Annotated in this window: 13 protein-coding genes; 3 read left to right on the forward strand and 10 right to left on the reverse strand. The window is 66.8% G+C overall.

The genetic code is table 11. The features are described 5' to 3' along the window. Window positions 1-184: 184 nt before the first annotated feature. The 3 genes from MTAB308_RS18825 to MTAB308_RS18835 form a co-directional block, all read right to left on the reverse strand. Window positions 185-1,828, reverse strand: a complete 1,644-nt coding sequence (locus MTAB308_RS18825) for a PPE family protein (RefSeq protein WP_077104530.1) — start codon at window positions 1,826-1,828, stop codon at window positions 185-187. Window positions 1,829-2,018: 190 nt separating this feature from the next. Next, the gene (locus MTAB308_RS18830) at window positions 2,019-3,665 is read right to left on the reverse strand and encodes a PPE family protein (protein WP_077101204.1); all 1,647 of its coding nucleotides are present in this window, start codon (window positions 3,663-3,665) and stop codon (window positions 2,019-2,021) included. 150 nt (window positions 3,666-3,815) lie between these two features. Further along, window positions 3,816-5,468: a PPE family protein gene (locus MTAB308_RS18835; protein WP_077101206.1), complete on the reverse strand. Its 1,653-nt coding sequence runs from the start codon at window positions 5,466-5,468 to the stop codon at window positions 3,816-3,818. 298 nt (window positions 5,469-5,766) lie between these two features. On the opposite strand from MTAB308_RS18835, the gene kstR2 reads away from it, so the two are divergent. Both kstR2 and fadA6 read left to right on the forward strand, forming a co-directional pair. Beyond that, window positions 5,767-6,369 carry a TetR family transcriptional regulator KstR2 gene (gene kstR2 / locus MTAB308_RS18840; RefSeq protein WP_108637356.1) on the forward strand — a complete coding sequence of 201 codons (603 nt, stop codon included), beginning with the start codon at window positions 5,767-5,769 and terminating at the stop codon, window positions 6,367-6,369. Window positions 6,370-6,457: 88 nt separating this feature from the next. Next, window positions 6,458-7,618 carry a steroid 3-ketoacyl-CoA thiolase FadA6 gene (gene fadA6 / locus MTAB308_RS18845; RefSeq protein ID WP_077101208.1) on the forward strand — a complete coding sequence of 387 codons (1,161 nt, stop codon included), beginning with the start codon at window positions 6,458-6,460 and terminating at the stop codon, window positions 7,616-7,618. A gap of 85 nt (window positions 7,619-7,703) precedes the next feature. Here fadA6 and MTAB308_RS18850 read toward each other — a convergent pair whose 3' ends face one another. From MTAB308_RS18850 to echA20, 7 genes are read right to left on the reverse strand one after another with little or no spacing between them, the layout of a single operon-like run. Next, window positions 7,704-8,444, reverse strand: a complete 741-nt coding sequence (locus MTAB308_RS18850; RefSeq protein ID WP_077101211.1) for a hypothetical protein — start codon at window positions 8,442-8,444, stop codon at window positions 7,704-7,706. Then, window positions 8,441-9,088 (reverse strand): SatD family protein, encoded by a 648-nt coding sequence (locus MTAB308_RS18855; protein ID WP_077101213.1) that lies wholly within the window; start codon window positions 9,086-9,088, stop codon window positions 8,441-8,443. Before MTAB308_RS18855 ends, MTAB308_RS18850 begins: the two co-directional genes overlap by 4 nt. 42 nt (window positions 9,089-9,130) lie before the next feature. Further along, window positions 9,131-9,553 (reverse strand): nitroreductase/quinone reductase family protein, encoded by a 423-nt coding sequence (locus MTAB308_RS18860; protein ID WP_083746586.1) that lies wholly within the window; start codon window positions 9,551-9,553, stop codon window positions 9,131-9,133. Between the two features lie 53 nt (window positions 9,554-9,606). Then, the gene (gene ipdC, locus MTAB308_RS18865) at window positions 9,607-10,680 is read right to left on the reverse strand and encodes a (3aS,4S,5R,7aS)-5-hydroxy-7a-methyl-1-oxo-octahydro-1H-indene-4-carboxyl-CoA dehydrogenase (protein ID WP_077101215.1); all 1,074 of its coding nucleotides are present in this window, start codon (window positions 10,678-10,680) and stop codon (window positions 9,607-9,609) included. After that, complete coding sequence (gene ipdB / locus MTAB308_RS18870) at window positions 10,677-11,423, reverse strand: cholesterol ring-cleaving hydrolase subunit IpdB (RefSeq protein ID WP_077101217.1); 747 nt, start codon at window positions 11,421-11,423, stop codon at window positions 10,677-10,679. Before ipdB ends, ipdC begins: the two co-directional genes overlap by 4 nt. Then, entirely contained in the window at window positions 11,420-12,304 is an 885-nt protein-coding gene (gene ipdA / locus MTAB308_RS18875) for a cholesterol ring-cleaving hydrolase subunit IpdA (protein WP_077101219.1), read from the reverse strand. The genes ipdB and ipdA overlap by 4 nt, the downstream gene beginning before the upstream one ends. Continuing rightward, a complete protein-coding gene (gene echA20 / locus MTAB308_RS18880) occupies window positions 12,301-13,059 on the reverse strand; it encodes a (7aS)-7a-methyl-1,5-dioxo-2,3,5,6,7,7a-hexahydro-1H-indene-carboxyl-CoA hydrolase (protein WP_077101221.1) in 759 nt (252 codons plus the stop codon). Before echA20 ends, ipdA begins: the two co-directional genes overlap by 4 nt. An 84-nt stretch (window positions 13,060-13,143) precedes the next feature. On the opposite strand from echA20, the gene MTAB308_RS18890 reads away from it, so the two are divergent. Continuing rightward, window positions 13,144-13,902 (forward strand): SDR family oxidoreductase, encoded by a 759-nt coding sequence (locus MTAB308_RS18890; protein ID WP_077104533.1) that lies wholly within the window; start codon window positions 13,144-13,146, stop codon window positions 13,900-13,902. Window positions 13,903-13,904 lie beyond the last annotated feature (2 nt).

Here is a 13,904-nt window from a genome sequence, read left to right on the forward strand (position 1 = left end):
TTGAAAGAGCCTGATGCAGCGCCGTTGTCGGCCGTGCCGCCGCTGGCCGAGTCGAACAAGCCCGGGCTGACGGCACCCGTATTGCCGAAGTCCGAAGTGGGTGGCGCCGCTGCCGATGGTCCTGCCGGCGCCGGTGTACGCATTGTCCGAATTCCAGAAGCCCGTGCGTCCCATCAAGCGCGCGCTAACCCGCAAACAGTCGACCGAGGCTGAAGAGGCCCCCAAACTGGGTTCCTGTATTGAAGAATCCGGATAACGCGCCGCTGAAAGTGGGGTCGAACGTGGGGACTCCCGTGTTGTCGATTCCCGACATCGCACCCCCACCGATCACGGTGTTGAAGAATCCCGAGGCGAACCCGCTGGTGGCGGTGTTGTCGAACCCCGAGATATCCGAACCGTTGTTGTTGAAACCTGAGTTCGGAGCGCCGCTGTTGGTGGTGAACCCGAAGCCCGTGTTGGCCAGGCCCGAATTCCATGCGCCGGTGTTGAATCCGCCCGAATTCCCCCAGCCCGTGTTCGTGCTGCCGGAATTCCAGAAGCCGGTGTTAAAACCGCCGCCGTTCCCGAAGCCGGTGTCAAGCCCACCCGAGTTGCCGAAGCCGGTGTTGACGTTGCCCCCGTTGCCGACGCCGAAATTCCAGTCGCCCGCGTTCCCGAAGCCGATGTTGCCCGCGCCAGAGTTCGCGAAACCAAAGCTGTTGAGGTGCCCCGGCAAATGGGTGTTGCTCCCCGTCGAGAAGATGCCGATGTTGCCGCTGCCGGAGTTGAAGAAGCCGATGTTGCCGGCGCCCGAGTTCCCGATGCCGATGTTGCCGCTGCCCGAGTTCAGGCCGCCGAAGCTGAACTGGTTGGTCGCGGTGTTGAAATAGGTGTTGCCGATACCGATCTCGTTGTTGCCGGTGAGCCCGAAGCCGATGTTGTTGTTGCCGGTGTTTCCGCCGCCGATGTTGTTGTTGCCAATGTTTCCGCCGCCGATGTTGTTGTTGCCAATGTTTCCGCCGCCCCTGTTCCCGTCCCCGGCGTTGCCCAGGCCCCAGTTGTTGCTGCCGGCGTTGCCGAGCCCTACGTTGTGGCCGGAGTCGGTGAGCGAGCTGGGGTTGAAGCCGTTGCCGACTCCGATGTTTCCGTTGCCCTGGTTCCCGAAACCGACGTTTCCGTTGGCCGTAAGGCCATTGAAGCCGTTGCCGCCGCCGAGGTTGGAGTTGCCCGTGTTTCCGCTGCCGATGTTGCCGCTGCCGGTGTTGCCGGGGCCCAGGTTGCCGTTGCCCTTGTTGCCTATGCCCAGGTTCGGCAGGCTGGCGAGGAGGTCCTGCAGCGTTTGCGCGGGGTTCAACCCGGCGGCCGCCGCGGACGCCCCGGAGTAATAGCCGGACATGGCCGAAACGTCCTGGGCCCACATGGCCTCGTAGTCGCCCTCGAGTTGGGCGATCGCCGGGGCGTTGAGGCCAAACCAATTAGACATCGCCAGTCGCACCAGCGAATTGCGGTTGAGCGCCACCATGATCGGCTGCACGGTCGCCGCCTGCGCGGCCTCGAACGCGCTCACCACCGCCCTCGCCTGGCCGGCCGCTCCCGCTGCGTGAGCGGCAGCCTGACTCAGCCACACCGCATACGGGTTGGCTGCGGCCGCCATCGCCTGAGATGCCGGGCCCTGCCAGGCCTGCCCCGCCAGTCCCGAGGTCACCGACGCAAACGACGACGCCGCCGAACCCAGCTCCGAGGCCAAGCCGTCCCAGGCCGCCGCGGCGTCCAGCATCGGCGCCGATCCGGCGCCATTGAACATCAGCAGAGAATTGATTTCCGGCGGCAACATCGCAAAATTCGCCATCATGGCCTCCTACCCGTCCCGCTGGCCCCATTGAGGCGGCCGGTGATCGATACGGAATCGAGTAATCCTTCACAGATGCTACGACCGTGCGTGCCTTGACGTGAACCCCTCGCGGATTTTTTGCCGGCGGTTACTTGTTGTTGCCTGACCGGACAGGTGATTACCTCGTCCGACCAGCACCCATGAGCCGTTAGGGCAACAGGTGACTGAGGTTGAAGATCCCCGATATCAGGCTGCCCATGTTGAAGAATCCCGAGCCGTCGCCGGCCGTCGTGGCGCCCAGGAAGGAGTTCGGGATTCCGACGTTCCCGATTCCCGAGAGCGCCCCAGTCAAGGTGGTTCCGCCGTGTGCGCTGTTGAACAAGCCCGACATGAAGCCGGCCGTAACGGGTCCGGTCGCGGTGTTGAAGAACCCCGACTCGTCGACGCCGACGTTGCCGAAGCCCGAGTTGGTCAGGCCGGTGTTCGTGGTGGAACCGACCGCCGTATTCGTGTCGCCGGAATTCCAGAAACCCGTGTTGGTGGAGCCCGAGTTCCCGTTGCCGGTGTTGATGTTGCCCGAGTTGTCGAAGCCGGTGTTGACGATGCCCGAGTTGCCGAAGCCGGTGTTGTTGGTCCCCGCGTTGCCGAAGCCGGTGTTCAAATCGAACCCGTTCCCGATGCCGGTGTTGAGGACGCCGGCGTTGCCGATGCCCACATTGCCGATACCCGTATTCCCTATGCCCACGTTGTTGAAATGGGCTCCAGTAAGGGTGTTGGTGCCCGAGTCAAAGATGCCGATGTTGCCGCTGCCGGAGTTGAAGAAGCCGATGTTGCCGGTGCCCGAATTTCCGAAGCCGATGTTGCCTGCACCGGAGTTCAGCCCGCCGAGGTGGAACTGGTTGGCGGTTCTGTCGAAGTAGGTGTTCCCGATCCCGATTTGGTTGCTGCCGGTCAACCCGAAGCCGATATCGTTGCTGCCGTTGTTGCCGCCGCCGATGTTGCCGTTGCCGGTGTTGCCGCCACCCATGTTTTGGTTGCCGCTGTTTCCGACGCCGAAGTTGTTGTTGCCGTTGTTGCCCAAGCCGACGTTGTTGCCGGTGCTGAGGGACGTGCCGACGTTTCCGAAGCCGATGTTTCCCGCGCCGCCGTTTCCGGCGCCGAAGTTGTTGTTGCCGATGTTTCCGCTGCCGACGTTGGCGTTGCCCGTGTTTCCGCCGCCGACGTTCTGATTACCGTTGTTTCCCTCGCCGAGGTTTTGGTTGCCGGTGTTGCCGGCGCCCACGTTCGCGTTGCCGATGTTGCCGACACCCAGGTTGGGCAGGGTGGCAAAAAGCTGTTGCAGGGTCTGCGCGGGGACCAGCTGAGCGGCCGCCGCCGACGCCCCGCCGTGGTAGCCCACCATTGCCGACACATCCTGGGCCCACATCGCCTCGTAGTCGCTTTCCAGCTCGGCGATGGCGGGTGCGTTGAGCCCGAACCAGTTCGACACCACCATCTGCACCAACGAGTTTCGGTTGAGCTGCACTAGGAGCGGGTGCACCGTGGCCGCCTGCGCGGCCTCGAAAGCGCTGGCCACCGCGCGGGCCTGCCCGGCCGCCCCGGCTGCCTGGGTCGCCGCTTGGCTGAGCCACCCCGTGTAAGGGGCCGCAGCGGCCGTCATCGCCTGCGCCGCCGGACCCTGCCACCCCTGGCCTGCCAGACCCGAGGTCACCGAACCGAACGACGACGCCGCCGCCCCCAGTTCGGAGGCCAGGCCGTCCCAGGCCGCCGCAGCGCCCAGCATCGGCGCCGAGCCGGCGCCACTGAACATGAGCAGAGAATTGATTTCCGGTGGCAGCACCGCAAAATTCGCCATTTCGGCCCTCCTGCTCGTTTCCCCCGGCCGCCACGAAGCGGCCGGTGCCCGAAGGGAATCGAGTTTTCGGCACGAATGCTACGACGACTCCGAACCGCTTTCCTGGTTTTCGCCAGAACGGCCGGTTAATTCAGCACCGCGTCCGATAAGTCAGGGCAACATCCGGCTGAGCCCGAATAAGCCGGATGAGCCGGTGATCGCATTGAAGAAGCCGGACGCGTATCCGCTGACGGCGGTGCCCAGGAAGCCGTTCGGGTCGGGCATGATGTGGTTTCCAATGCCCGAGACTTGGTAGTCGAAAACGGAACCGCCGGTGACCGAGTTGAAGAAGCCCGAGACAAAACCGTTGAAGTTTGCCCCGCCGCTGGCCGTGTTGAAGAAGCCCGACACGTCGTCACCGACATTGCCGAAGCCGGAGCTCTGCAGGCCCGAATAGGTGGTGAAGCCGACGCCGGTGTTCGCGAGACCCGCATTCCACATTCCGGTGTTGACCGAGCCCGAATTCCCATCACCCGTGTTGACGCTGCCCGAATTCCAGGTCCCGGTGTTGTCGACGCCCGCGTTACCGACGCCGGTGTTTTGAGCGCCCGAGTTCCCGAAGCCGGTGTTGAACTCCCACGAATTCCCGAAGCCATTGTTTCCAAGGCCCGAGTTCCCGATGCCGATGTTGTTGCTGCCCGAGTTCCCGATGCCGATGTCGTTGATGTTGCCGAGGTTGAGGGTGTTGGCCCCGGTGTTGAAGATGCCGACGTTGCCGCTGCCGGAGTTGAAGAAGCCGATGTTGCCGGCGCCCGAGTTCCCGATGCCGATGTTGCCGCTGCCCGAGTTCAGGCCGCCGAAGCTGAACTGGTTGGTCGCGGTGTTGAAATAGGTGTTGCCGATACCGATCTCGTTGTTGCCGGTGAGCCCGAAGCCGATGTTGTTGTTGCCGGCGTTGCCGCCGCCGATGTTGTTGTTGCCGAAGTTCCCGCCACCGCGGTTGCCGTCGCCGCTGTTGCCGAAACCGACGTTGTTGTTGCCGTTGTTGCCCATCCCGACGTTTTGCCCGCTGGTGGCCGTCTTTCCGGTGTTTCCGAAGCCGATGTTTCCGAAGCCGGCGTTTCCGGAGCCGAAGTTGCGGTTGCCGGTGTTCCCGTCGCCGACGTTGTGGTTGCCGATGTTTCCGCCGCCCAGGTTTGAGCTCCCCGCGTTGCCGTTGCCGGCGTTGCCGCTGCCGGTGTTGCCGCCGCCCAGGTTGGCGCTGCCCAGGTTGCCGAGACCCAGGTTGGGCAGGCCGGCCAGCAGGTCTTGCAGCGTCTGGGCGGGGACCAACTGCGCGGCCGCCGCCGACGCACCGCCGTGGTAGCCGACCATCGCCGCCACGTCCTGGGCCCACATCGCCTCGTAGTCACCCTCGAGTTCGGCGATCGCCGGGGCGTTGAGGCCGAACCAGTTCGACATCACCATCTGCACCAGCGAGTTGCGGTTCAGCTCCACCATGACCGGATGCACGGTCGCCGCCTGCGCCGCCTCGAACGCGCTGATCACCGCGCGGGCCTGCCCCGCCGCCTGGGCCGCCTGGGAGGCGGCCGCGCTCAACCACCCGCTGTAGGGGGCCGCCGCCGCCGTCATCGCCTGGGCCGCCGGGCCCTGCCAGGCCTGGCCCGCCAACCCCGACGTCACCGACGCGAACGACGACGCCGCCGAACCCAGCTCCGAGGCCAGACCGTCCCACGCGGCCGCGGCTTCCAGCATCGGCGCCGAACCGGCCCCAGCAAAGATCAATGCCGAATTCAACTCAGGGGGCAATACCAAAAAGCTCACGACCGTAGCCTCCTAGCCATTCGGCTTGCCGCCGCCGCGGCCAGCCTTAGTTGATGGGGGACCGCTCCTTTGGCGACCGGCGCCGTCGAACACGCCCCGATAGGGGCCTCATGAACGGCCTGGCGCCTCTGTCGGCCACCACGACGTCGCTCAGGTCCCAGCAAATCGCCACGTCTGGGAGATTACGACGAGACGCCCGAAAGCGGGCGTTTTCGACGAAATTGCTACGAGTGCGAACGCGGCGACGACGGGGCGGCCGCAATTGGCCGAGCAAGCGCTTGGTTGATACGCTGATCCGGTGGACCGATTGGCCGGTCAGGCAAACAGTCGCCGAGACGAGTTGTTAGAGCTCGCGGCGACGATGTTCGCCGAGCGCGGTCTGCGCGCCACCACGGTACGCGACATCGCCGACGGCGCCGGCATTCTCTCCGGCAGCCTGTATCACCATTTCTCCTCGAAGGAGGAGATGGTCGACGAGCTGCTGCGCGGCTTCCTGGATTGGTTGTTCGCGCGCTACCGGGAGATCGTCGACAGCGAACCGAATCCGATGGAACGGCTCAAGGGGCTGTTCATGGCGTCGTTCGAGGCGATCGAGGATCGGCACGCCCAAGTCGTCATCTACCAGGACGAGGCCAAACGGCTGCTGTCCCAACCCCGGTTCTCCTACATCGAGGACATGAACCGGCAGCAGCGAAAGATGTGGGTCGAGGTGCTCAATCAGGGCGTCGACGAGGGTTGCTTCCGGCCCGACCTCGACGTCGACCTTGTCTACCGCTTCATCCGCGACACCACCTGGGTTTCGGTGCGCTGGTATCAGCCCGGCGGACCGCTCACCGCACAGCAGGTGGGGCGGCAATATCTCGCCATCGTGCTTGGCGGCATTACCAAAGAAGGAGTTTGAACATGCCCCGTGTCGGCGACGATGCAGTGGGGGTGCCCCCAGCCGCGCCGCGGCGAGGGGGACGAAGCGATGAGGAGGAGCGACACAAATGACAGAGGCGTACGTCATTGACGCTGTACGTACCGCGGTTGGCAAGCGTAACGGCGCGCTGGCCGGTGTGCATCCCGTCGACCTCGGCGCGTACGGGTGGCGCGGACTGCTCGACCGTGTCGACGTCGACCCCGCCGCCGTCGACGACGTGATCGCCGGTTGCGTCGACGCCATCGGGGCGCAGGCGGGCAACATCGCCCGGCTCTCCTGGCTGGCCGCCGGCTATCCCGAAGAGGTTCCCGGTGTCACCGTGGACCGGCAGTGCGGCTCCAGCCAGCAGGCCATTTCCTTTGGCGCCCAAGCGATCATGTCCGGGACGGCCGACCTCATCGTGGCCGGCGGCATGCAGAACATGAGCCAGATCCCGATCTCGTCGGCGATGACCGTCGGCGAGCAGTTCGGCTTCACCTCACCGACCAACGAGTCCAAGCAGTGGCTGCACCGGTACGGCGACCAGGAAATCTCGCAATTCCGCGGCTCGGAGATGATCGCCGAGAAGTGGAACTTGTCGCGCGAAGAGATGGAGCAGTACGCGCTCACCAGCCACGAGCGCGCGTTCGCGGCGATCCGCGGCGGGCATTTCGACAACGAAATCATCCCTGTGGAAACCGATTCCGGGCCCTTCCGGGTCGACGAGGGCCCCCGCGAGTCGTCGCTGGAGAAGATGGCCGGCCTGAAGACGTTGGTCGAGGGTGGCCGGCTGACGGCGGCGATGGCCAGCCAGATTTCCGACGGCGCCAGCGCGGTGTTGTTGGCTTCCGCGCAGGCCGTCAAGGACCACAAGCTCACCCCGCGAGCCCGCATCCATCACATCAGCGCCCGCGCCGCCGACCCGGTGTTCATGCTGACCGGTCCCATTCCGGCCACCCGCTACGCGCTGGAAAAGACCGGGCTCTCCATCGAAGACATCGACACCGTCGAGATCAACGAGGCGTTCGCACCGGTGGTTCTCGCATGGCTCAAGGAGATCAAGGCCGACCCCGAGAAGGTCAACCCCAACGGGGGCGCGATCGCCCTGGGTCACCCGCTCGGTGCCACCGGGGCCAAGCTGTTCACCACCATGCTCAACGAGCTCGAGCGCATCGGCGGCCGCTACGGGCTGCAGACGATGTGCGAGGGCGGCGGCACCGCGAACGTCACGATCATCGAGCGGCTCTAACCCGCTGGGCCACCCGTCGCGACACTGAAACTACGCACGCGACACGCCGATTCGCGTGTGCGTAGTTTCAGTCTCGCCGCGGCGCTCACCGCGCCGCCAGCACCAGCGCGATCCCGCCGAGCGCCAGCAGCCAACTCGTGAAGCTGCCCACCAGAAAGTACTCCGTCACCTCGTCGATGCCGACGTCCCCGTTGCGGTCTTTCTGGGCGCTCAGCTCGGGAAAACGGATGATGCCCTTGGCGGCGACGACGGCGCTGGCCGCGGCCACCTGCCCGCCGACGCCGAGGCTCAGGATCAGCAGCCGTTCCATCGGGCCCAGCAGCCGGCCGCCCTTGAGCCGGTCGGACGGCTGCGGCTCGCCGGCCGGGCGCACCGCGCCCACCGAGCCAAGCACCAGGCGCACCAATTGATTTCCGGTGGCGAACTGCATCAGCACCACGCCGAGGATCATCAGCATCCGCGTGGGCGTCACGTGGCTCAGCGGCAGCTGCACCCACGCCGACCACCGCCCGACGATGCCGCCGACCGCCGAGGACCAGCCGGACAAGACGACCAGCAGCACAAGTGCCGCCACGAACACCGCCAACGGGGCGGCCTGCTGCCCGCCGCTGCGTTCGCTGCGCACGCATAGCCACTCCCAGACCACCGCCGCGGCGGCGGCCACCAGAAGCAGCGGGACATCGCCGCGATGCCACAGCGCGCCCAGCGCCGCGCAGGCCACCACCACGGCCGGTCCGGTCGCCAGTGCAGGCCACGACGCGCGGACCGCTCGCCGGCACAGGTCGGCTATTCCGACGGCGAGCAGCAGGACCGCCACGGCGCTCACGGCAGCCCCCGAAGATCCTGAGAGGCAACGACAATCAGGTCCAAACCGTCGCGGGCGGCCCGTTGGGACACCGCGGACGGGCTGATGCCCTCGGCCGCGGCGAGTTCCTTTTTGGTCCGGCCGGTCATCAAGCCCCTCACAATTCGCAACGATCTTTCATCGAGCGATCCAAGCAGATGGTCCCGACAAATCAGGGCCGCGTTGACCGCGGCGACGTCGGTGCGCGTGTCGGCTTCCGCCCGGAACGTCGTGCGCACCAGCGTGAAGCCGGGCTGCCGCTGGGTCTGCGCCGTCTGCTGGATGGCCTCGCGCGCGGTCCACCAGCCCGGACCGTCCTGGATTCCGGCCTCGGCGTCAAGGACGGTGACCATGCCCCAGCCGATGCCGAAACGGACGTCGATCTCCGGGGCGAGCTGCAGGCGGATGGCCAATGCGGCGTCGATGGCGGCGCCGAGCGTGGGGTAGCTGCCCTGGAACTCATCGCCGACGGTGAAGGTGGGCGGGTCGATCGCGCCGGTCGCGACGTGGTGCAGGGCGGCGGCCACGCGCCGATGCAGCGCGGGCCGGTCGCCGGCCTGCCTGGATCCCACCACGTCGCCGATCACCGTCGCACGCAGTGAAGGGCCAGCCTTCACTCTAGGCATATGAAGACTATAGCTTAATTACCGGCGAAATTAGGAAATAGCTTAATCCGACGGCTGGTCCTCGACCCTGAGGTACTGCTCGACGCCGACCCGCTGGAAGGTGCGGCGCCGTTTGTCCGACAACTGGGGCAGGGCCGCGGCCGCATCGATGATCGCCGGCCGCACCACATCGTGGCTTTCGCCCTGAACGCAAATCGTCGCCCTCCCCGCCGCGAGCACGTTTTGTAACCAGTCGACGCTGGCGCCGTAGGGCAGCGGAATGATGAAGCCGTCGGCCACGCGCTCGGCGACGACGGGTGTCGCGTACTGCTTCCCCGAACGCCGCCCGGTGTGCCGGATCGCGGCTGCGTACCAATGCTTGTGGCCGGCCAGTCGCAGCATCACCGGGTTGAGCAGGCGTCTATTGGAGGCGCGAATCGCGTTCAACAGCGGGGTGGGCCAGGAGGCCGGGGCCAGCGTCATCATCCATTCAGGATGAAGCCGCGCCATCGGGCGGGCCAGGGCCGTTGGTCCTCGGCTCAGGGTTCTTCGATCCGCGCGGCGGCGGCCCTCAAGTGGGTGATCGCGTCGCGCACGATCGACTCGATCAGCTCGGCGCACGACGGCAGGTCGTCGAGGATGCCGGCCACCTGCCCGGAGGCCAGCACGCCGGCCTCGGTGTTGCCTTCGACCAGCCCGGCCTTGAGCAGCATCGGGGTGTTCGCCGCCATCACCACCTGCGACCAGGTCAGCTCCTTACCGTGCCGCATCGCCAGGCCGTCACGGATCATCGACGCCCACGTCATCTGCGACATCTTCTTGAACTTCGCCGCGTTGCCCACCGCCGCCGCGAAACCCCTGACCGGCGAGCCGCTTTCCAGCTTTTCGACCAATCCGGTGCGCAACACCCGGTGCGGCATGCCGTCGACGCGCGTGGTGACCACGGTGCCGTCCAGCGCCGCCTCGAGGTAGCGCCGCTTGACCGCCTCGGGCACGGTGGAATCCGAGGTGAGCAGGAAGCGGGTGCCCATCGCGACGCCGGCGGCGCCGTAGGACAACGCGGCCGCGAGCCCGCGGCCGTCGAAGAATCCACCCGCCGCGATCACCGGGATCCCGGTGCCCTGCACGGCGTCGAGCACGGACGGCAGCAGCAGCGTGGTCGCGACGGGTCCGGTGTGTCCGCCGCCCTCGCCGCCCTGCACGATCATCGCGTCGGCGCCCCAGCCCGCGACCTTGCGCGCGTGTTTGGCGGCCCCGATCGACGGGATAACCACCGCCCCCGCCTCTTTCAGCCGGGCGATCAGCTCCTGCTTGGGCGCCAAGGCAAAGGACGCCACCTTCACGCCCTCGCGGATCATCAGCTCGACGCGATCGCCGGCGTCGGCGGCGTCGGCGCGGATGTTCACCCCGAACGGCTTGTCGGTCGCGGCCTTGACCTTGCCGATCGCCGTCGCCAACTCGTCCAGCGTCATCGTCGCCGAGGCCAGGATGCCCAGCCCGCCCGCGTTCGCCGTGGCCGAAACCAGCCGTGCGCCGGCCACCCAACCCATCCCGGTTTGCACCACCGGGTGCTCGACACCGACCAGCTCGGTCAGCGGCGTGCGCAATCTCATGAACGTATCTCGCGGTCGCGCAACGCCTTCGGGTCGATCACCTCGCGGATCAGGCGCAGCTCGTCGTCGGTCGGGAGCCTGGTTTCCTCGGCCTCGTCGAGGCCGTCCACCCCGAACGACGTGCTCTCGCGGACATCGTCGGGGCGCACGCCGGGGTGCAGGGACACCGCCCGCATGGTGTGGTCGGGGCCGTTGAAGTCGAACACTCCCAGGTTGGACACCACCCGATACGGGTTGGCGAATCGAAACGCCGGGTTGTCGGCGTCGATCTTGTCCCAGCCGATGCCGCACACCACGTCGACGGTCTCGCAGAACACCCGCTTGGAGTGGTTGCCGACCCAATAACTGGTCGAGTGGTTGATCGCGTTGCCTGGCGCGCCGCGCAGCCCGAACATCTGCCGGGTCGGGTGCTGCAGCGGGCCGAACGCCGAGATGTTCTGATTGCCAAAGCGGTCAACCTGATTGGCGCCCATCACCACGTGGCGGCGCCCCCAGGCCAGGGTCTCGAAAACCCGTCCGAACGGCATCCAGCCCTCGATGGCGCCGGTCTTGCCCAGCGCCGGGGTGTCCGCGAGTAGCTGCGCCTCGCCGTCGGTCAGCAGGATGTCCGGCGAGAAGGTCAAACGCGCCAGCCGCGCGCCGACGGAGGCCATGTTCGTCATCGGGCTGATCATGATTTCGCCGGCGTCCCTGAACAATTCGGCGCAGGCAACCGCGCAGATCTCGGCTCGGGTGCTGCTCACTTGGGGGCCTCCTCTGCGAATGCGCGGACCGCGGCCTGGTAGTCGTCCTCGCCGCCGGACAGATAGGTCGCGACGAACTGCTGCCAGCCCTCGTCCGTGGAGGCCGCCTCGGCGTAGTGCCGCTGAAACTTCTCGTCCCGGCCGTAATCCGGTGCGGCGGTGGTGAAGTGGGCACCGCCCGGGGCTTCCACCACCGCGTCGACCATCATTCGGTTCACCAGCAGCGCCTGCGGGGGGACCGCCTTGACGAGCTCATCGGTGGAGACGACGCGTTCCACCGACAGGTAGCGGTGCCGTGCGGCCATCAAGAAGAGGTCGTCGAAGTAGGGGTCGATGCCGGTGTAGGCGGCGTTGCCCTGGCTGTCACCGAGGTTGAGGTGCACGAAGGCGGCGTCCAGGTCCAGGGCCGGCATGGCGAGCAGCGTCTCGTGCCCGCCGCCGGGCGCCGGATAGGGGCTGGTCACCGTCCGCAGCTCGCCCTCCCAGAAGTCCGGGACCGAACTGCCCAGCCCGGCGCGGATCGGCAGGAACGGCAGCCGCTGGGCCGCCGCCTGCAACCCGCACCGCAGCATGCCCTCGTCCATCTCCCGGGCCTCGATGGCCCCGCCGGTGCGCGCCTTCGCGAACCACGGGTCGTAGAACGGGGCGGAGTCCAGCGACACGAATCCGTAGTAGACCCGCCTGACCTTGCCCGCCGAGCAGAGCAATCCCAAGTCGGGCCCGCCGTAGGTGACCACGGTCAAGTCCTTGACGTCGGTGCGCAGCATGGCGCGCACGAACGCCATGGGCTTGCGCCGAGATCCCCAGCCGCCGATGCCGATCGTCATGCCGCTGCGCAGTTGCGCGACGGCCTCGTCGAGGGTGGTTCGCTTGTCGCTCACGACTTTTCGCCCTTCGTCGTGCCGGCAAACGCGTCGCGGTGCTCGTCGGAGACCCCGGCGAGGTTGAGCTCGAACGTAAAGCCTTGCTCCATACGGTAACTCGAGTTGACCCGTTGCACGTCGATGAGGTTGAGCGCCTCCTTGGCGGCGCGGATGACGCGCGTGTCCTTGGCGGCGATGTCGCGGGCGACCCGTAACGCGGCCTCGTCCAACTGATCCCGGGGCACCACCTCGTGCACGGACCCGAAGTGGTGCAGCGTGGCCGCATCCACGGTGGCGGCGGTGAAGAACAGCCGCCGCATCATGTGCTGCGGCACCAGGCGCGACAGATGAGTCGCCGCGCCGAGCGCGCCGCGTTCGACCTCGGGCAGCCCGAAGGTGGCGTCGTCGGAGGCCACTATGACGTCGGAGTTGCCCACCAGGCCGATCCCGCCGCCGACGCAGAACCCGTTCACCGCCGCGATCACCGGCACGGCGCATTCGTAGACCGCGCGGAACGCGGCGTAGCAGCCGCGGTTGGCGTCGATCAGGGCGGTGAAGCCCTCGGTGCGCTGCATCTCCTTGATGTCCACACCGGCGTTGAAGCCCCGGCCCTCGGCACGCAGGATCACCGCGTGGGTCTCGGGATTGGCGCCGGCCGCCGTGATCGCGTCGGCGAGTTCGAACCAGCCGCGCGACGGGATGGCGTTGACGGGCGGATAGTCGACGGTGACCGCGACGATGCCCGGTTCGGGGGTGGTGGAATTGATCGTCATTGCACTTCCTGGCTGGGCTGACTACCTAAGCAAGCACTTGCTTGGTACGCTAGCACAGTGACTCCCGCCGAAGCAGCCGACGGTATCAACCTGGGGCTGGCCGGGCGGATCGTCCTCGTTACCGGCGGCGTGCGGGGCGTCGGTGCCGGCATCAGCTCGGTTTTCGCCGGGCAGGGGGCGACCGTGATCACCTGCGCGCGACGGTCCGTCGAGGGCCTGCCCTACGAGTTCCACCCCTGCGACGTCCGCGACGATGACGCCGTCAAGGCGATGATCGACGCGATCGTTGACCGGCATGGCCGGCTCGACGTCGTCGTCAACAACGCCGGCGGTTCGCCGTACGTGCTGACCGCGGAATCCAGCGCGAAGTTCAACCGCAAGATCATCGAGCTCAACCTCATTGGCGCGTTGTGGGTTTCGCAGCACGCCAACGAGAAGATGCAGAACCAGTCGCGCGGCGGATCGGTCATCAACATCTGCAGCCTCAGCGGCAGGCGGCCGTCCCCCGGTACCGGGGCGTACGGGGCGGCCAAGGCCGGCCTGGAAAGCCTGACGCAGACGCTGGCGGTGGAATGGGGCCCCAAAGTGCGCGTGAACGCCTGCGTGGTCGGGATGGTCGAGACCGAACAGGCCGACCTGTTCTACGGTGACGCCGAGTCGATCGCCGCGATCTCCAAGAACGTCCCGCTGGGCCGCCTGGCCAAGCCGGAGGATGTCGGTTGGGCCACAGCGTTTTTGGCCTCCGACGCGGCGTGCTACATCAGCGGCGCCTCGTTAGAGGTGCACGGCGGCGGCGAGCCGCCGCATTATCTGGCCACCACCAACGCGAATGCGGTCAAGTAGAG

Source organism: Mycobacterium terramassiliense (assembly GCF_900157385.1).
GTDB lineage: Bacteria > Actinomycetota > Actinomycetes > Mycobacteriales > Mycobacteriaceae > Mycobacterium > Mycobacterium terramassiliense.

Bases quoted from the DNA above. Each gene is read 5' to 3' on its own strand.
- MTAB308_RS18825 (WP_077104530.1), bottom strand. From the start codon at position 1,828: ATGGCGAATTTTGCGATGTTGCCGCCGGAAATCAATTCTCTGCTGATG.
- MTAB308_RS18830 (WP_077101204.1), bottom strand. From the start codon at position 3,665: ATGGCGAATTTTGCGGTGCTGCCACCGGAAATCAATTCTCTGCTCATG.
- fadA6 (WP_077101208.1), top strand. From the start codon at position 6,458: ATGACAGAGGCGTACGTCATTGACGCTGTACGTACCGCGGTTGGCAAG.
- MTAB308_RS18855 (WP_077101213.1), bottom strand. From the start codon at position 9,088: ATGCCTAGAGTGAAGGCTGGCCCTTCACTGCGTGCGACGGTGATCGGC.
- MTAB308_RS18860 (WP_083746586.1), bottom strand. From the start codon at position 9,553: ATGATGACGCTGGCCCCGGCCTCCTGGCCCACCCCGCTGTTGAACGCG.
- ipdC (WP_077101215.1), bottom strand. From the start codon at position 10,680: ATGAGATTGCGCACGCCGCTGACCGAGCTGGTCGGTGTCGAGCACCCG.
- echA20 (WP_077101221.1), bottom strand. From the start codon at position 13,059: ATGACGATCAATTCCACCACCCCCGAACCGGGCATCGTCGCGGTCACC.